This is a genomic window from Mesoflavibacter sp. SCSIO 43206 (assembly GCF_019904215.1).
Taxonomy (GTDB): Bacteria; Bacteroidota; Bacteroidia; order Flavobacteriales; family Flavobacteriaceae; genus Mesoflavibacter; species Mesoflavibacter zeaxanthinifaciens.
Map to the genome: position 1 here is coordinate 768086 of NZ_CP063201.1, position 18895 is coordinate 786980.

An 18895-nucleotide genomic window follows, 5' to 3' on the forward strand; every position below is an offset into this window, starting at 1 on the left:
TTTAAATACAAATACTTAATATGAAAAAAATTACATTAATAATCTTGATGTTGTTTTCAATAATATCATTAGGACAAGTTACAATAACACCAAATCCTTTTGAAGTCGATCAATCTATTACAATAACAGTAGATATTAATAGCTCTGCAACAGATTGTAACGGAATTAATAACCCATCAAAAGTTTACCTACACTCTGGTATTGGAGACGATAATGACCCTTGGGGATTTAATGTAGTTGGAAATTGGGGACAAGATGATGGAGTTGGTGAAATGACAAACAATGGTAATGGCACATGGAGCATCACTTTTGTTCCTGAAACTTATTATAATCTTTCTACAACTCAGGCACAAAATGCCATAAAAATGGGAATGGTTTTTAGAAACGCAGACGGCACTCAAGAATTAAAAGCTTCAGGTTGTTCTGATTTCTTTTTTGATGTTGGGACTTTTCAAGTTAGCTTAAGCTCTCCTGCAGAAGACTCTACAACTATAATTAATTCAGGAAATAATTTCTCCGTAAGCGCATCAAATATTGGCGGTCCTGCAGATTATGTTTTAAAATCTAATGGAAATATAATAAATACTCAAAATAGTGTTTCTACATATAACTATACACAAACAAACATAACTAATAATCAAAATTATGTTTTAGAAGTTACTTTAAACGGAACAACTATTTTTAAAGAATTTTCAGCTATTGTAGATCCAGGAACAGTCTACGACGTAATGCCTACAAATTATCAAGACGGAATAACTTATCTAAGTGATACAGAAGCTGTACTAGTTTTATATGCAACAGGTAAGGACTTTGTGTACTTGGCTGGAAGTTTTAATAATTGGCAACCAGATTCTAATTATGCCATGAAGGTTGATCCAACTCGTAATAATAAGTTTTGGATCACACTTACAGGATTAACACCTGGACAAATTGAGACTTATCAATATTGGGTAGTAGATAAAACTCCACCTGCAAATTCACCATCATTAGTAAAAACTGCAGATCCTTACTCAACATTAGTATTGTCTCCTTTTGACGATCCTTGGATTCCTGCTGCATCATACCCAAACTTACCAGCATATCCTGCAGGTCAAGAACGCGAGGTTACTGTTTTACAAACAGCTCAAACACCATATAACTGGCAAGTCACAAACTTTACTAAACCAAAAAAAGAAGACTTAATTGTTTACGAACTTTTGGTTAGGGACTTTGACGCAGATAGAAATTATCAAGATGTTATTGATAAAATAGACTATTTTAAGAGCTTAAACATTAATGCTATCGAGTTAATGCCTGTAATGGAGTTTGAAGGCAATGAAAGTTGGGGATACAATACGTCATTTCATAGAGCGTTAGATAAATTTTACGGAACAGAAGATAAGTTAAAAGAGTTAATTGATGTCTGTCATCAAAATGGAATTGCTGTAATTTTAGACTTAGCTTTAAATCATGCTTTTGGTCGTAATCCAATGGTACGCATGTGGATGAATGATCCTGATGGAGATGGTTGGGGCGAGCCAAATAGTCAAAACCCATATTTTAATGTAACACCTACACATACTTATAATGTTGGATATGATTTTGATCACTCTAATCCAAGAACAAAAGATTATACAAAAAGTGTTATTAAACATTGGATTGAAGAGTTTCATATAGATGGTTTTCGTTGGGATTTAACTAAAGGGTTTACTCAAAATTGTACATCTGGAGATGAAGGTTGTACAAACAGCTACCAACAAGATCGTGTTGATGTTCTAAGAGAATATGTTGATTATTCTTGGTCACTTGATCCTTATCACTATGCTATATTTGAACACTTAGGGTCTGATTCTGAAGAACAACAATGGGCTAACTACCGTATTGGTGAAACTATTCCTAAAGGTGTAATGATGTGGAAAGAAATGTGGAACGATTACAAAAACCTTGGTAATGGTAATGCTGCAAACATTAGCGGTATGGGAAGTAACGAACATGGGTTTACAATGAAAAGAGCTTTAGGTTACCCAGAAAGTCATGATAAAGACCGTGTAATGTACGAGATGGTAACCTTTGGTGCTAATAATGGTAGTTATGACATTACAGATTTAAATACAGCTTTAACAAGAATGTCAACCATTGGCGCTACGTCTATCATGATTCCTGGTCCTAAAATGTTATGGCATTTTGCAGAGTTAGGAATGGATATTTCTATTTGGACTTGTGACAACGGTGTTGTAAATACTGATTATGACGGTAATAATGATGGTGACTGTAAATTATCCACAAAACCACAACCACAATGGGTAAACAACTGGACAAGTGACCCAAATAGAAGTCAAGTTTTTAACGATTGGTCTAGATTGAACGATTTAAAAATTAACGAAGATGTTTTTGAAGGTGACTACTCTATTGACTCTGGAGATTTAACACCTCGTATTTTTATCTGGAATGACGCCATTCCTGCAAATGAATTAAAAAATGTTGTGATTTTAGCAAACTTTGATTTAACAGCTCAAAACATTGTACCAGATTTCCCTTATACGGGAACATGGTATGATTTAATGGATGAAGCTAACTCAACATCAATTAATGTAACAAACACCGCTGCAACAATTAATATTCCTGCTGGTAAATTTAGAATTTTTGGTAATGCTGTGCCACAAAATTTAAGCACTACAAGTTTTGATATAGAAGATTCTATTAAACTATATCCAAACCCAACTAAAACAACATTCTCGGTAAATATTAAATTAAACAATGTATCGATTATTGATGTTTCTGGAAAAGAAATAAAATCGTTTAATGGTGATTTTGAAAAAGGACATACTTTTAATGTTGAAGGTATTTCAGAAGGGTTATATTTAATCCAACTTGAAAATGAAAATGGTCAATCTTCAACTCAAAAATTAATTATTAATTAGTCACAATAGAAATATGCTTTTAAAAAGGCTTTAATCTAATTAGGTTAAAGCCTTTTTTTATAATGATTTAAAACAAAAAAAGCTAACTTATTCAGTTAGCTTTTTTACTCTGTACAGGCGGAGAGACTCGAACTCTCACACCTTGCGGCACTAGATCCTAAGTCTAGCGTGTCTACCAATTCCACCACGCCTGCAACTTGTTTCCGTTAATTTCGGATTGCAAATATAATCAATAGTTTCAATTTACAAACATGTTAATAGCAGATTTTTTTGATTTGCTTTTTGTACTTTTACATAAATCATAAAATTCTCTTATGCAAAACATTTCAACATACGTAAAAGACAACAAACAACGCTTTATTGACGAGCTAATAGAACTCTTAAAAATTCCTTCTATTAGTGCAGATTCTGCTTACAAAGAACATACCTTTAATACTGCAGATGCTGTAGCAGAAAGTTTAAAAAAAGCAGGTTGTGACAACGTAGAAATCTGCCCAACCGATGGTTATCCTATTGTCTATGCAGATAAAATAATTGATAAAAATTTACCAACCGTTTTAGTTTACGGTCATTACGATGTACAACCACCAGATCCTCTAGATTTATGGCATTCGCCACCTTTTGAGCCTGTCATTAAACCTACAGACTTACATCCTGAAGGTGCAATTTTTGCACGTGGTGCTTGTGATGACAAGGGACAAATGTACATGCACGTCAAAGCAATGGAGTTTATGACCAAAAATAACTGCTTGCCGTGTAATGTTAAATTTATGATCGAAGGTGAAGAAGAAGTTGGTAGCGTTAATCTTGGAAAGTTTGTTAAAGAAAACCGTGAAAAATTAGCTAACGATGTGATCTTAATTTCAGATACAGGTATGATTGCTAAAGATGTGCCTTCAATTACAACTGGTTTACGTGGTTTAAGCTATGTAGAAGTTGAAGTCACTGGTCCAAATCGCGATTTACATTCTGGATTATATGGTGGCGCAGTTGCCAATCCAATAAATGTATTAACAAAAATGATTGCTTCACTTCATGATGAAAATAACCACATTACCATTCCTGGTTTTTATGATAAAGTTGAAGAATTAAGCCAAGAAGAACGTGCGCAAATGGCAAAAGCACCTTTTTCTTTAGACGCTTATAAAAAATCTTTAGACATTGATGCGGTTTATGGTGAAGCTGGTTACACAACTAACGAGCGTAACAGCATTAGACCAACTTTAGACGTTAACGGAATTTGGGGCGGATATATTGGCGAAGGTGCAAAAACTGTTATTGCAAGCAAGGCTTATGCAAAAATATCAATGCGATTAGTACCAAATCAAGATTGGGAAGAGATCACCCAACTATTTAAAACACATTTTGAAAACATTGCTCCAGAAGGTGTAAAAGTAATTGTAAAACCACATCATGGCGGACAAGGTTACGTAACGCCAATAGATAGTGTTGGTTATCAAGCTGCAAGTAAAGCTTACGAACAAACTTTTGGAAAAACACCTATACCACAACGTAGTGGCGGAAGTATTCCTATTGTTTCACTTTTTGAAGAGCAACTAAAAAGCAAAACCATTTTAATGGGCTTTGGTCTTGATAGCGATGCAATACATAGTCCAAACGAACATTTTGGCGTATGGAATTATCTAAAAGGCATAGAAACTATTCCGTATTTCTATCAATATTTTACAGAGCTACATAAATAAAATTTGGGTGTTTCCACCTTTTGCTTCTAATGGCAAAAGGTGGTCGCGCTTTTCATTATATCTTAATTTTGCCATATATGGCAGCAAAATTAAGGATGTCATTCCAATCGCTAACACAACTCACCCAAAGTGAAAGACCAACATTTTAAGCACGTTTTAGAACTTACCTTTGCAACCTTTTTAATAAGTACTTCTGGTGCTTTAGGTAAATATATAGATATGCCAGCACCAGTAACAATTTGGTGGCGAAGCATTTTGGCTATGCTTATTTTATTGGGTTATTGTAAGTTTAAAAACATCAAATTAAAGATTCATACAAAAAAAGATTTAGGCGGATTTATAATTGCGTCCATCTTTATGGCTTTACATTGGATTACTTATTTTATTGCCTTACAAAAATCAAGTGTTGCAATTGGCATGTTATCGCTGTTTACGTTCCCGATAATTACAGCACTTTTAGAGCCTCTATTTTCTAAAACTAAATTTGATATCATGCACCTTTTACTTGGCGCAATGGTACTTTTAGGTATTTATATTTTATCTCCAGAAATAGATTTTGAAAACGACGCATTTATAGGCATATTCTTCGGATTGGTATCTGCTTTGTGTTATGCACTTCGAATTTTAATAATGAAACAATATGTTACTACTTATCACGGTAGTCATTTAATGTTTTATCAATTACTAATTATGGGTATAATGTTATCGCCTGTATTAATCTTCTTAGACAGTTCTAATATGGCAACCCAATATCCTTATGTGATCATTTTAGCGTTAGTCACTACAGCTTTAGGACATACTTTATTTGTACAAAGTTTAAATCATTTTAAAGTGAGTACAGCTAGTATTATTGGTAGTACACAGCCTATTTTTGGGATTATTATTGCTTACTTTTTCTTAAATGAAATCCCTACTTGGAACACCTTTTTTGGCGGACTATTAATCCTTTCTACAGTCATCATAGAAAGTCTTAGAACACGTAAGAAATAAAATATTTTCACTCAAAATTTATTCTACATTTGTAGAATTCGTTTTTATATTCTACATTTGTAGAAGTTATTCTAAAAACATAGAACATGCAGTTATCAAAATCTGAAGAAGAATTAATGAGTTATTTATGGCAACTAGAAAAAGGGTTTATGAAAGACTTGCTAGATGCCTATCCAGAACCAAAACCAGCAAACACAACAGTTGCGACGCTTTTAAAACGTATGACAGACAAAGGTTTTGTGGCTTATAACAAATTTGGAAACTCTAGACAATACTACCCTTTAGTTAAAAAGAAAGACTATTTTTCTAAGCATGTAAATGGTTTGATTAAAAACTTTTTTAATAACAGTAGTACGCAATTTGCTTCATTTTTTACACAAGAAACAGACTTAAGCAAAGAAGAATTAGAAGAACTACGCGCAATTATTGACCATCAAATTAAAAACAAATAATCATGGGTATTCTGCTATTAAAATCATCTGCTTGTTTGGCTATTTTAATGCTATTTTACAAAATAGTTTTAGAGCCGTTAAACCATCATCATTTTAAAAGATTTTATCTATTAGCTGCGCTTTTACTTTCGGCAATCATACCTTTTATTACATTTATTAAATATGTAGAACCAACTTTAGATTTTGGTGTTTACGATCCAGAAAGTATGACTACACCACCATATTTTCCTGCAGAATTACCTACAATTACAGAAGAACAACCCAATACATTTTTACCAACTCTTTTATGGACATTTTATGCTATTGGTGTAATTGTATTTTCAACGCGATTTATTTTAAATCTAATTAAAATTTCATCTAAAATTAAAAGGCATCAAAAGGTTAAAACATCTATTTTTATTAATGTCCTAATTGAAAAACTTGCCATTCCGCATACGTTTTTCAACTATATTTTTCTTAATAAATTTGCTTTTGAAAATAACGATATTCCACAAGAAGTTTTATTACACGAACAAGCACATGCTAAGCAAAAACATAGTTTAGACATTTTGTTTTTAGAAATCTTACAGGTTATTTTTTGGTTTAATCCACTACTCTATTTTATAAAAAAAGACATTAAACTTAACCACGAATTTTTAGCTGATCAACATGTTTTAAAAAGTGGTTTCAACTTAAAAGATTATCAAAATCTCTTGTTAAAGTTCTCATCAAACAAAAAAGAGTTAGCACTGGTTAATGCTATCAATTATTCATCAATCAAAAAACGTTTAACAATTATGAACACACAAACAACACAAAGAACAAAATGGCTTAGAAGCCTATTACTACTACCTGTATTGGCATTGCTTTTATTTAGTTTTAGTCAAACTAAAGAGGTTGAAAAAAATATTGAACCAAAAAATGAATATAATGAAACTGAAAAGCTTTATGCTAGAAGCATATCTATTAAAGTTATTAAGGAAGGGCAATATTTAATAGATGGTTTTCTAGCTAACAAGAAAAACTTTGTAAAGACCCTAAATCAATTACATCAAGATATTTCTAAAAGTGAAAGAGAAAAAGTAATAAATATACATGTTGATAGTCCAGAAGAAATCTCTGATAAAGAAGTTTGGTTTATTTTTAATAATGTTCAAGATTATGGCTACCATAGAATTGTAGCATATAATCAAGAAATTATTAGATCTAAAGGAAATACTCCTTTTAAACTAAAAAATGATATTGGTTTAGAAAAGAATAATAAACAAACCTTAGAAATCAATCAAAACCCATTATCTCTTAAACTAAATGGTAAGTCGACTAGTTTAGAAAATTTGAGATCAGATTTCATAAACTTATTTGGAAAAAAAGATGTTGAATTACAAATAAATTCAAAAGGTAAAAGTTTAGATTACTCTATTTTAGAAAAAGTAACTAAAGCATTAGAAGGTTTATATAAATCGATAGAATTAAGCAACGGAATAAAAATTAACGAGCAAACCCATAAAGTTTCTCCAAACAAAGATTACTCTTTCAATGTTATAGAAAAGAAAAAAACTACACAAGACAAACAATACCCAATGTTAGGTATGTCCGTTTTTAAAGGTGATCCTATTTACGCCAATAAAAAAATGATACGAGCAAGTCAAGTTGCTGTAACAACCGAAAAAAAAGTGTTAAATTTTAAATTTAAAGTACCTGGTAAACCAACAGTAAAAGTTGATGGTACATTACTTAATGAAGAAGCTATTAAGTATTTATTAGATGCTGAAAATGGTACTACTATACAATACTTTGACATAAAACTTGAAGATGGCAGTAAAGTGCTTTCTATGATAGTAATTATAAAAAATGAACCAAGTAAAAACAATAAAAAGACAATTCCGTTACCGCCGCCTCCAGTAGCACATAATGCTACTAAAGAGCAAAAAGAAAAATATAAAAAAGAAAGAGAAGAATATTATAAAAAATATAAAATTATAGATGGTAAACCTACAAAAATACCAACGCCATCAAAGTCAAAAAATTTAAAAGAGGTACCAAAACCACCTGCACCACCAAAACCAAAATCGCCTTTAGACACAGTTGTAGAAATGTCTAAAAAAGGTGCTACTTTTTATTACAACAATGAAAAAATAACTTCTGATAAAGCTATTAAACTTTTAAAAGAGAATAAAAACTTAAATATATCTTCAAACACTAATAACGGAGTATCAATAGTTCATATTACAGATTAACCTATAAAAATTATTAGTGGTAAAGTAATTAATGATTAAATAAAAAATCCATTCAATTTCCTTGAATGGATTTTTTTAAAACTAACTCTAAATTATAATTAAATATCAGAATATTTAATAGTAAATGTGCCTTCAGTTATCGAATAAGTAGCACCTGTTGCTGCTGTTGGATTTGTAGTAAAATTAAAAGTACCTGTAATTATTTTTGTTTCAGTATTATGTTCTGTAATGACTAAAGATCCTGTAGCAGATTCGCCTGTATTCTCAAATTCATCATTTGGTGTGTAATATTGTGCATAAACATAGTAGTCTGCTGTTGCGTCTGGAGTTAAACTGTACGTCCCTGCAGGTATATTATTTGGTACAAAAATATTTATACCTGTAGTTTGTGTTGCACTAATACTTTTTGCACCATTAATTAAAATAGTGTTAGAGCTAATGGTAGAATTAAAACCTGACACAAATTGAGGGTTAAAATCTGCTCCATCTACCTTACAGAAAAAAGAATTTGTAGAAGGGTTTTGATCTTGGTTATTATCATCATCACCAGAACAAGATGTTGCAACTGTTGAGATAAATAAAAATAATAGCATTAAAGGTTTGATAAGTAATTTCATTTTAAATTTTATTAATTAATAAGTGATTTTATTTATTAGTGATATAAGTTAAAAAAGGTTAACATGATCTTTTTAAATTATTACTCTACAACCAATTTTGTTGTAAAAAACTTTTTTTCTTGTTCTACTTTAACTAGATATATTCCTGTTTTTAGACTATTAATATTCATAGAGATTTCTTGAGAACTCTGAGAGAACTTTTGTTTTAAAACATCTTGTCCTAGTAAATTGTAAATACTGATATTTATAGGATTTTTTATTGAATTTTTAGCCTTTATAAACAACTGACCATTAGTTACTGGATTTGGATAGATTTTATAGACATCTGTAATATTTATATCTTCTGTACCTAAAGTACAGGCGTTTAAAATTGCAGTATCACTAACACAATCATTTAGGTTAAGAGCAATACTTCTAAGGTTATTAGCATCTGATAAATAAGAACAAAAATTAGGAAGACTACAGACCGTTAAATTAGGGTTTTGCTGAATAACTAGTCTCCAAAAAGTATTTGGATCTATGTTTTCTAAACTCGTTATATCTGTTAAATTATTATTTTGATTAATAATAATTTCGCCATTCACGACTGTTAAATTTTGAAATCCATCTAACGAAACTAAGTTAGCATTATTTACTATTTTAAAATCATGATTAGTAAATGTGCCTACAGAAGTTAAACTAGACAAAGCTGTAACATCTGTTAGTGAAGCGTTTGTGTTTATTTCTAAATCTGCACTAATAACAGAGACATTATCTAAGCCATCTAAACTTTGTAAACTTGGATTAAAAACAACTCTAATACGATATACCGAAGTAATGCCTTCTAAACCAATTAAATTAGTTAATATACTATTATCGTTTATAAAAATTTCTTCAACTGAAGACAAATTACTTAATCCGTTTATATTACCTAAATTATAATTAGAATATAAACTTAAGGTTTCTCCAATAGAAGTTAATCCTACCAATCCGTCTAAATTTGATAAACTAGCATTACTATTAATTTGAAGTGTTTGACCTATACCTAATAAATTTTGAAAACCATTTAAGTTAGCCATCAAAGCATTATTTGAAATCCTTAAATCACCAACTATATTAGTTATATTATTTAATGCCGATAAATCTGTTAAGTTATTATTGTAATAAAAAGAAAAGTCGCCACCAATAGTAGTTAAAGAAGTACTTAAACCATTAAGAGATGTTAGATTATCATTATTTGATATATCAAAAAACTGAGGTGCATTTATATTAAAATTAGTAATCACTGTAGTTAATCCACCTAAACCAGTTAAATCTTGTAATTGATTGTTATCTTCAATTCTAAAACTACCTTCAACATCACTTAAATTATCTAATCCCGTTAAACTTGTGATGTTATCGTTTCTAAAAATAACTACTTGTGTAGTTACTTTTGTAAATCCTTCTAATCCTGAAAGGTCTGTTATACCTGAATTTTCAGAAATAATTAAAGATCCAGATTCTGTTATATTGTGTAAACCTGATAAATTTAAAAGACTAGGCATCTTATTAATTTGAACTTCAAAACCTACCTTCGTAATATCCTCAAAAACACTTAGTGAAGAAATCAAAGGGTTATCACTAACCCAAAAATTACCAACAATCTCTCCTGAGTTTCCATTTCCCATCGGAACTAAATTTGAAAGCCCATTTAGGTTAGCTAGTACAGGATTTTCATAAATCAAAAGTCCTCCATCGTTAAGTATTGTCAAACTTGTAAGAGCATCAATTTCGGTTAACGCTTGATTTCTATTAATAATTAAAGAATTTACTTCTTGAATATTTAAACCATTTAAAGTTGTCAGGTTACTGGTACCATAATTTGACCCAGAAATTGAAAACGTACCTGTAACAAAATTTATATTTGCTAAAGGTGATAAATCTGAAATGTCCGAATTTGTATTAATAAGTAAGTTACCAGTTATGGTTGTACAAGTTGGGTAATTCACTAAAAAATTATCTACTTCATTTTGAGAGGCTAAAGTAACATTGCCTGTAGGACATTGCGCATAAATAACACCTACAAAAAAAAGATTGATTAATAAGAGTAATTTTAATTTCATGGTTTTAAATAGTTTTAAATTAATAGTCTTGTACCTATTTGTGACAGCTTATTAAAAAGGTTAACACACTTTTTTAATACATTTGTTAATAGACACGATGTTAACCTTTCTAAAGTTGTCTCATAAATGAGTAAAGATTTGACTATTGAAGCCTTAAAAGCTGGAGATCAAAAAACATACGCTAGATTATATACTGCGTATAAAAAAGACTTTATAAGCTTTGCTCATAAATTTAAAATAGAAGAAAGTGATATTTTAGACATCTATCAAGACACTTTTTTAGCACTTTATGACAATGTAGCTAGAGGCAAAATAGACCAACTATCATGCTCCTTAAAAACCTATATTTTTAGTATAGGAAAATATAAAATCTATGAAAATTTAAGAGCTAATAAAAAGTTAGTATTAGAAGAAAACTTAGAAGATGAATGTGAAATAGACCACTTAAATCTAGAAAACAACCAACTAACTGAAAGGCAAGAAAAATTTAAAACAGCTTTTGAGAAACTAGGCGAAAACTGTCAAAAAATAATTAACCTTTTTTACTTAGATAAAAAAAGTATCAACGAGATTAAAATCTTAGGCAACTATAAAAACGAAAATACTGTAAAAGCTCAAAAGTCTAGATGTATGAAAACCTTAAGAGAATTAATAAAATAGCGTTATGGACAAAGAAAAACTCATACAAGATTATCTTTCTGACAGGCTAAGAGGTGAACGATTGGATTATTTTAATCAATTGATTAAAACAGATGCGCAATTTAAAGCAGAAGTCGAAGAAGCAAAAGACCTACATGAAGCTTTAATAAGTAGAAAAAAAGATGATTTAAAAGCTTCTTTTAATACCATTGAACAAAAAAACACCTCTACATTCAATTATAAAAAACTGCTAATAGCTGCTATATTAGTTATTGGGTTAGGTGTTTTAACTGTTCCATTTTTAAATAAAAGTACAGGTCATCAAAAGTTATATGCACAGCATTTTGAGCCTTACAGAAACATTATAAAACCTATAGAAAGAGGCACTGAGAGTAATGATTTAGAAACCACAGCTTTTTTTAATTACGAAACAAAACACTATCAAAACGCTTTAAAAGATTTTGACAGTTTATATAAAAAAAAAAATAGCTCACACCTTCTTTTTTACAAAGCAAATTGCTTGTTAGAACTTGATAAAAATGAACAAGCCATAAAAACACTATTAAAACATCAAGAATTTAAAGACTCCTTTTTTGATAAAAGTAAATGGTATTTAGCTTTAGCTTATCTAAAAAATAACCAAATTGAAAAAGCTAAATCAGAATTAACAAGTATTGTCTCAAATAAAACATACAAACATAAAGAAGCAAATTTGTTATTAAAATCTTTGTAAGTTAACCTTTTTAAAGTTTTGTCACTAATAAGAAAAACCAGTGATGAAACACAAATTTTTAATCTGTTTTACTTTATTTTTTAACATCTGTTTATCTCAAGTAGGTATTAATAACACTAATCCTAACGCTACTTTAGAGATAACAGCAAGTAATACAACAACACCTCAAAACACAGATGGGTTATTAATACCCAGAGTTAGTAATTTTCCTGCTACCAATCCAACAGCAGCTCAAAACAGCATGCTTATATATCTTACAAATAATATTGGAGGTAACACACCAGGTTTTTATTATTGGAACAACAACTCTACTTCTTGGGAAAAGATTGGTTGGTCAACAAAAGGTAATAGTGGCACAGATCCTACTATCAATTTTTTAGGCACTTTAGATAATCAAGATTTAACTTTTAGAACTAATGATACTGAGCATTGGAGAATCAGTACAAAAGGACAATTAGAGTCTTTACAAAATAGAGGCGCTATTTATATTGGGGAAAACGCAGGTGAAAATGATCAAAGCTCTTCTTTCTTATTTGACAGTAACTCTAGTATCTTCATTGGAAAAAATGCGGGTTATAACAATACTTCAGGCATCAACAATATAGCTATTGGTCCAATGTCCTTAAATTCTAATGTAACTGGTGGAGCAAATATAGCAATAGGACCTAACACCTTACTCTTTTCAACTTCAGATTACAATACAGCTATTGGCGAAGCCGCCTTAAGAAATTTAACAACAGGAGAACATAATACATCTGTAGGAGGCTTATCAGGATACTCAACTTCTACAGGCTCATATAATACTTTTTTAGGCCAAACTGCAGGTATGGGCAACACAACTGGTAACAACAATGTTTATTTAGGAAATGATACTGCAAGATATAGTGCTAATAGTTCTAATAATGTAGTAATTGGCCAAGCCTCTTTTTATAATAGTAATGGTTCTGGAAATGTAATCATAGGTAAAGGAGCAGGAAATAGGTTAGAAAATATTTCTTCTAATGTTTTTATTGGTCCAAACGCTATGACTTCTACAGGTACAACAAATAGAACTGGAAGTCAAAATGTTGCTATAGGAGAAAGAGCAGGTTACGAATCTGGTGATGTAAATGGAAATATATTAATTGGATACAGAGCTGGAACAGGAATTACAGAAAGCAATAGATTATATATAGAAAATTCATCTTCAACTTCTCCTCTAATCTATGGTGAATTTGATAATGATATAATTAGAATAAATGGCACTTTTCAAATAGGTGATTTAAGTTCTACTGGCTATACTTTTCCTGCTACAAGAGGCAGTAATGGACAAACACTAATCACTGACGCTAATGGTAATTTGAGCTGGCAAAACATAACAGGTAGTAGCTCAAGCCCTTTTACTAAAACAGGTACTACAATTAGACCAACCAATGTAGGAGACGATTTAAGTTTTGATAGCTCTGACTCTAGTATCACTTTTGCAGCTACTAGTACATCTGCTCCATCTATGATTAATATGTTTTCTAGTGGCTCTACTAATTACGAAAGAATGGTAATTGCGCATAGCGAAACTAGCCCAAATTATGGACTAAAATACACAGATATTGGTGATTATTTTAGTATTGTTGGTGCTGGCAACGAAATGATTAGATTAAACACTATTGGTGCTAACCCACTAACTGTTAATGGCACAGCAACTTTTGGTAATTCTGGTAACCAATACACTTTACCAAGCACAGATGGACAAAAAGGCAATGTCCTAACAACAGATGGTTCTGGTAATGTAAATTGGTCTGGTACTATGACAAAAAACATTACCTCGACAGGTTTTGTTTTTGGTAATTTTACAATCACAGATACAATTTATACTTTAAAAGTTCTTAATACAATTACTAGTATTACCATACCAGACGCTACTACTCAAACAGGAAGAATTATAGTACTAATTGGCACAAACGGCATTACAACAAAAAACTTTAATATTACTAACGGTAATGTTTATGATGTTGTGACTAATTCAAATATTACTAGTATAAGTGCTAATCAAAGATTTACAATTCAAAGTGATGGTACAAATTGGTTAGTTATTTCAAACTAAAAAATTAACGCAACAGGTTTTTATGTTTTTAAAAACTGTTATTCCTAAATCTACTTAAGCCGCCTTTTTAAGGCGGTTTTTTATTACTAAACCTAAAGGTATAATCAACAATATTAACCACCAATAGCTTGAGGAGTTACCTTCATTTATTACAACTATTGTATCACCTGTCACTACAAATCCTGACCAATAATATGGATGTTTTAAAGCGACATCATCTGTATTATTTAAGTAGTCTAATTTGGCTAATTGTAAGGCTTTATCTTTTGTTTTTCCTTGTTTTAAATAGTGATAAAAAGAAGTCATGATTATAGAGGTTTCTTTATCTGGTACTTTCCAAAGACTCATGATTGTGCTAGGTACACCTGTGTAAGTAAAAGCGCGTGACATACTCATTAATCCTTCAGATTTTTCAAGTTTTCCAAAACCTGTATTACAAGCACTTAAGACTGCCAAATTTGCATTTAGATGTAAGCTATATATTTCTGCAGCAGTAAGTGATTGATCAGGATCAACTTCATTAAAAAGAAGTTTATTATTCATTGGATTGGTTTGGTTTAATGTAGAATGCATTGCTAAATGCAATACACCGAAATTTTTACCTTCTTCAACAAATAAAACCTTACTAGCTTTTTCATTTACATAAGTTGTGCCTCCGTAAATTGCTTTAATATTTTTTACCTCATCTACATTATTAGTTAAGTCGACTTTAGTGTATTTAGGAGCAAATCCTGCCCAACCCTTAGATTCTGTTTTGAGGCTTTTTTGTTCTTCTAAAAGCGTTAAAGAACCTGCATAAGATATGCTAAAATTTTCAACCAGATAATGATTGTTTTGCAATAGGACTTCAAATGGCAGAACAGTTAAAATATCATCAGCAATAATGGTTATTTTTTTAATGTCATTTTCAATTTTAGGCAATACCAAATTTGAAATACCTTTTGATGTTTCGGTTATGGATCTTCTATTGTTAATTTGACTTTTAAATTGTGTGATTTTTTCTCTTAAAGCAACTATATCTTTCAATTGTATGATTTCAATATTTTCTTTTGAAATCATGAAGCAGTAACCAATATTCTTATCTATGTAGTATTCTAAAATCACCTCGTCACCATGTAATTTGGTTTGATAAGACTTTAAATTATCAGAAACTTTTACGCGTTTTAAAGATGCGTATTTAGGGTAATTTGTATTTAAATCGGCAATTAAATTTTCATATTCTTGGGTTAAATCTTGTTGTTCTAAATAGAGTTTATTTAGCAGGTCTTCATTCAAATTTGTTTGTTGTTTTGAAAACTGAATATTATTATAAACACTCTGTAATTTATCTTTTAATTGCTGTTCTTTTTCAATTAATTCTTTTGGCACACCAGCAATGTTTTTAAACTTAACTTGCTGAATACCTTCTAATAACGCAGAATTTTTATTAACCTCTATAAGCTTTAAAAAAAGGTTTAAATAGCTTTCTTGACTTGTATTTTGATAAGCTTTATAAACACTATTTAAAGTTTGTGTTATAGATTCTTTTAAATAATTAGCGTAGTAAACTTGGTTATTATGGTTTGAAAAATTATTCTTACTATCTACTACTAATTTTATAAATTGGTTAGTTTCTTCTTCTAAATTATAACCTGGAGATTGCCACAATAATTCTATTTGAAGTGCTTTTAATTGTATTTGTTGAAATGCAGAAATTTGAACATCTGAATATCTTTTTTTAAGCTCTAAAACCAAAGATTTAGCCGCTTCATATTCACTTTTATTTTTCAAAAAATTTATCCTCTGTATTAAATATTCTACTTGATAATATAAAGCATTTTTAAATTTAGTATTTAAAAGTAGGTCTTGTCTTTTAAAGACTTTATCTGTATAAAAACCTAAATCAATCAAGCTTTTATTAGCTTTAAGCTCAAATAAACCTCTATCAATATCCTTAGCTATTTTTGAAGCCTTTTTTAAATAATTAATTGCATTTAAAGTGTCTTTTGCTTGCATGTACAAATCACCTAATTGATAATTTGCATTGGCTACATATCTATGATTTTCTTTTGTATTTGTAACAATCTCTTTAAACGCATCTTTTGCAAAAGTTAAAGCTTCTTCTTTTTGATTGTTTTGTATTAACACATTAGCTAATACAAATTTTGAAGACGCTTTCATATAAAACTCGGTTTCACCTAACACTTCCTCAGCCAGACTAAGTGACTTTTCTGCATATTTTTTTGCGTTTTCTATATCATAATTAGATAGATATGCTGCAGATAAATTTTGATAATCATCTACTAAATATTGGTTTTTAGGGTTTTGAATCGAATCAAAAGTGACTGCTTTTTTAAAGTATGTTATTGACTGTTTAGAATTACCTAATCGGTCATTATAAGTTAACCCTAAATTAAAACTGTTTGCGGCTAAAATATTATAATTTGGATCTACTAATTGTTCTCCAATTTTTATAGATTTTTTGTAATTAGCTAAGGAACTATCAATAGCATCTTTACCATCATAAGCAACACCTAAAACAGAATAAGCTACAGATAAATTTTTCTTTATTTTTTTAGAATTAAAATAATTTATCGCTTCTTTTAAATTAGCAATAGCTTTATCATATTTAGCATAATCAATATAAACTCTTGCTAAATATTCTTTAGAAAACATTTCGGTTAATGTATCCTTATTTTTACAGTCTTTATATTGGTCTATAACTTCTAAAACTTCATTTAAATAAAGACGCCTATTAACTTGAGATTTTGTGTAGACTTTGTAATAATCAATACTATGTTTAATGGTAGAATCTTTTAAATTATTAGCTAAATACAAGCTGTCTGCCTTTAAAAGTTTTGTTCTTCCTAGCTTAAACTTACTTTGTTCTAAATCTAATTTTGCGCTTAAAACCAATGTTTGTAAATACGCTGAGTCACTTTGTTTTAAACTATCAATTCTAGTACTTACAACGGTATCTAATTGCTTAAGTAAAGCTCTATCTCCTGTTTTTAAATAATTTAAGTAATCTTGATTTGCCTTTTTTAAAGTAAAAGAAGTATAGTTTACTACTTCTTTTGACTTCTTATCCTTATTATTGTTACACGAAAAACAAAGCAAAATAGAAATTAAAGTAATAAAATGAAGTTTGTAAAAAACAGGTTTAACCACGGTTAAGATTTTGGTAAATTGATTAGCTCTTCAAATATAGAAATTTAATAAAAAAGTCTTTTTAAAAATAAGGACTTTACAATGAGAACATTAAAATGTTAATTTTTGTAACAAAACATAGCAAAACACGTTCTAATAATTATTCTACCCTACTTAACACAAAGTATCATCAATCAAAAAAACAATCACATTATGTTACAACAATTCTTTATTATTTGCTCTGGTGCAGATATTAACATCTTAAAAAATGCGTCTTCAAGCGAAAAAAACAAATACGCAGGTATTGGTGCCACTGTCTTTTTTACGGCGTTAATGGCGTTTATTGCATCTGGTTATGGGCTTTACACCGTTTTTGACAATCTTTTTACAGCCATCTTTTTTGGACTAATTTGGGGATTACTCATTTTTAATTTAGATCGTTTTATAGTGTCTACAATTAAGAAAAGAGATTCTTTTTTAGATGAATTTTTGCAGGCGCTTCCAAGACTAATTCTAGCTGTTATAATTGCTGTAGTTATTTCAAAACCTTTAGAAATGAAGATTTTTGAAAAAGAAATCAATCAGGTTTTATTGGAAGAAAAAAATGTAATGACACTTGAAAATCAAGAACAAATTGCGCTTCAGTTTTTTCCTAAAGAATCAGAACTAAAGCAAAACATCGAAGATTTAAAATCCGAAATTGATACCAAAGAAGCTGAAGTTAATGCGCTTTACGACACTTATATTAGCGAAGCCGAAGGTACTGCTGGAACAAAAAAACTGGGTAAAGGTCCTGTTTATAAAGAAAAAAGAGACAAACACGATGCTGCTTTAGCCCAATTACAACAACTAAAAACAGATAACAAAGCAAAAATTACAGCTATTGAAATGCAACTACAGCAACTTCAAAATAATTATCAAACACAAGTTAATAATACACAACCCATAATTGATGGTTTTGATGGTTTAATGGCACGTGTTAATGCTTTAGACAAATTACCTTGGTTACCTTCGTTTTTTATATTTCTATTATTTTTAGCTATTGAAACTGCGCCGATATTTGCTAAATTAATTTCACCTAAAAGTGAATATGATTTTAGATTAGAAGATCAAGAAACTGCTGTAAAAATAGTAGTACAACAACGTGTTGAAGAGCGTAAACTAGCTTTACAAACCGACTTTACAATTAACGATAAAGTATATACAGACTTATCTAAAGAAGACGAATCATATCAATTTAAACGCAAAAAAGCTAGAGAACTTATGCAGTTACAAGCAGATGCGTTTTATAAAAGTCAGCAAAAATTATTGTAAAAAAAAGCCCGATTTTCAATTAGAAAATCGGGCTTTTTTTC

Annotated in this window: 12 protein-coding genes and 1 tRNA gene; 9 read left to right on the top strand and 4 right to left on the bottom strand. The window is 30.1% G+C overall.

Features of this window, described 5'->3' with window-relative positions:
- Positions 1-20: 20 nt before the first annotated feature.
- Complete coding sequence (locus INR78_RS03745; RefSeq protein ID WP_223077526.1) at positions 21-2900, top strand: alpha-amylase family glycosyl hydrolase; 2880 nt, start codon at positions 21-23, stop codon at positions 2898-2900.
- Positions 2901-3012: 112 nt separating this feature from the next.
- Here INR78_RS03745 and INR78_RS03750 read toward each other — a convergent pair.
- Positions 3013-3094: transfer RNA gene (locus INR78_RS03750), tRNA-Leu, on the bottom strand.
- Positions 3095-3214: 120 nt separating this feature from the next.
- Here INR78_RS03750 and INR78_RS03755 point away from each other — a divergent pair.
- From INR78_RS03755 to INR78_RS03770, 4 genes are all read left to right on the top strand, one after another.
- Positions 3215-4603: a dipeptidase gene (locus tag INR78_RS03755; protein WP_223077527.1), complete on the top strand. Its 1389-nt coding sequence runs from the start codon at positions 3215-3217 to the stop codon at positions 4601-4603.
- Between the two features lie 129 nt (positions 4604-4732).
- Positions 4733-5593, top strand: a complete 861-nt coding sequence (locus INR78_RS03760; protein WP_223077528.1) for a DMT family transporter — start codon at positions 4733-4735, stop codon at positions 5591-5593.
- An 86-nt stretch (positions 5594-5679) separates the two neighbouring features.
- A complete protein-coding gene (locus INR78_RS03765; protein WP_223077529.1) occupies positions 5680-6045 on the top strand; it encodes a BlaI/MecI/CopY family transcriptional regulator in 366 nt (121 codons plus the stop codon).
- Between the two features lie 2 nt (positions 6046-6047).
- Complete coding sequence (locus tag INR78_RS03770) at positions 6048-8261, top strand: M56 family metallopeptidase (protein WP_223077530.1); 2214 nt, start codon at positions 6048-6050, stop codon at positions 8259-8261.
- A 98-nt stretch (positions 8262-8359) separates the two neighbouring features.
- On the opposite strand, the gene INR78_RS03775 is transcribed toward INR78_RS03770, so the two are convergent.
- Both INR78_RS03775 and INR78_RS03780 read right to left on the bottom strand, forming a co-directional pair.
- Positions 8360-8878 (bottom strand): DUF6252 family protein, encoded by a 519-nt coding sequence (locus INR78_RS03775; RefSeq protein WP_223077531.1) that lies wholly within the window; start codon positions 8876-8878, stop codon positions 8360-8362.
- Positions 8879-8958: 80 nt separating this feature from the next.
- A complete protein-coding gene (locus INR78_RS03780) occupies positions 8959-10959 on the bottom strand; it encodes a T9SS type A sorting domain-containing protein (protein WP_223077532.1) in 2001 nt (666 codons plus the stop codon).
- A 126-nt stretch (positions 10960-11085) separates the two neighbouring features.
- Here INR78_RS03780 and INR78_RS03785 point away from each other — a divergent pair, with 126 nt between their 5' ends.
- From INR78_RS03785 to INR78_RS03795, 3 genes are read left to right on the top strand one after another with little or no spacing between them, the layout of a single operon-like run.
- Positions 11086-11619 (top strand): RNA polymerase sigma factor, encoded by a 534-nt coding sequence (locus INR78_RS03785; protein WP_223077533.1) that lies wholly within the window; start codon positions 11086-11088, stop codon positions 11617-11619.
- Positions 11620-11623: 4 nt separating this feature from the next.
- Positions 11624-12331 (top strand): tol-pal system YbgF family protein, encoded by a 708-nt coding sequence (locus INR78_RS03790; protein ID WP_223077534.1) that lies wholly within the window; start codon positions 11624-11626, stop codon positions 12329-12331.
- 43 nt (positions 12332-12374) lie between these two features.
- Positions 12375-14411, top strand: a complete 2037-nt coding sequence (locus INR78_RS03795) for a hypothetical protein (protein WP_223077535.1) — start codon at positions 12375-12377, stop codon at positions 14409-14411.
- 54 nt (positions 14412-14465) lie between these two features.
- On the opposite strand, the gene INR78_RS03800 is transcribed toward INR78_RS03795, so the two are convergent.
- Entirely contained in the window at positions 14466-17561 is a 3096-nt protein-coding gene (locus INR78_RS03800) for a CHAT domain-containing protein (protein WP_223077536.1), read from the bottom strand.
- Between the two features lie 192 nt (positions 17562-17753).
- On the opposite strand from INR78_RS03800, the gene INR78_RS03805 reads away from it, so the two are divergent.
- Positions 17754-18854: a DUF4407 domain-containing protein gene (locus INR78_RS03805; RefSeq protein ID WP_223077537.1), complete on the top strand. Its 1101-nt coding sequence runs from the start codon at positions 17754-17756 to the stop codon at positions 18852-18854.
- Positions 18855-18895: the final 41 nt, after the last annotated feature.

Bases quoted from the DNA above. Each gene is read 5' to 3' on its own strand.
- INR78_RS03745 (WP_223077526.1), top strand. From the start codon at position 21: ATGAAAAAAATTACATTAATAATCTTGATGTTGTTTTCAATAATATCA.
- INR78_RS03755 (WP_223077527.1), top strand. From the start codon at position 3,215: ATGCAAAACATTTCAACATACGTAAAAGACAACAAACAACGCTTTATT.
- INR78_RS03765 (WP_223077529.1), top strand. From the start codon at position 5,680: ATGCAGTTATCAAAATCTGAAGAAGAATTAATGAGTTATTTATGGCAA.
- INR78_RS03770 (WP_223077530.1), top strand. From the start codon at position 6,048: ATGGGTATTCTGCTATTAAAATCATCTGCTTGTTTGGCTATTTTAATG.
- INR78_RS03775 (WP_223077531.1), bottom strand. From the start codon at position 8,878: ATGAAATTACTTATCAAACCTTTAATGCTATTATTTTTATTTATCTCA.
- INR78_RS03780 (WP_223077532.1), bottom strand. From the start codon at position 10,959: ATGAAATTAAAATTACTCTTATTAATCAATCTTTTTTTTGTAGGTGTT.
- INR78_RS03785 (WP_223077533.1), top strand. From the start codon at position 11,086: ATGAGTAAAGATTTGACTATTGAAGCCTTAAAAGCTGGAGATCAAAAA.
- INR78_RS03790 (WP_223077534.1), top strand. From the start codon at position 11,624: ATGGACAAAGAAAAACTCATACAAGATTATCTTTCTGACAGGCTAAGA.
- INR78_RS03795 (WP_223077535.1), top strand. From the start codon at position 12,375: ATGAAACACAAATTTTTAATCTGTTTTACTTTATTTTTTAACATCTGT.
- INR78_RS03805 (WP_223077537.1), top strand. From the start codon at position 17,754: ATGTTACAACAATTCTTTATTATTTGCTCTGGTGCAGATATTAACATC.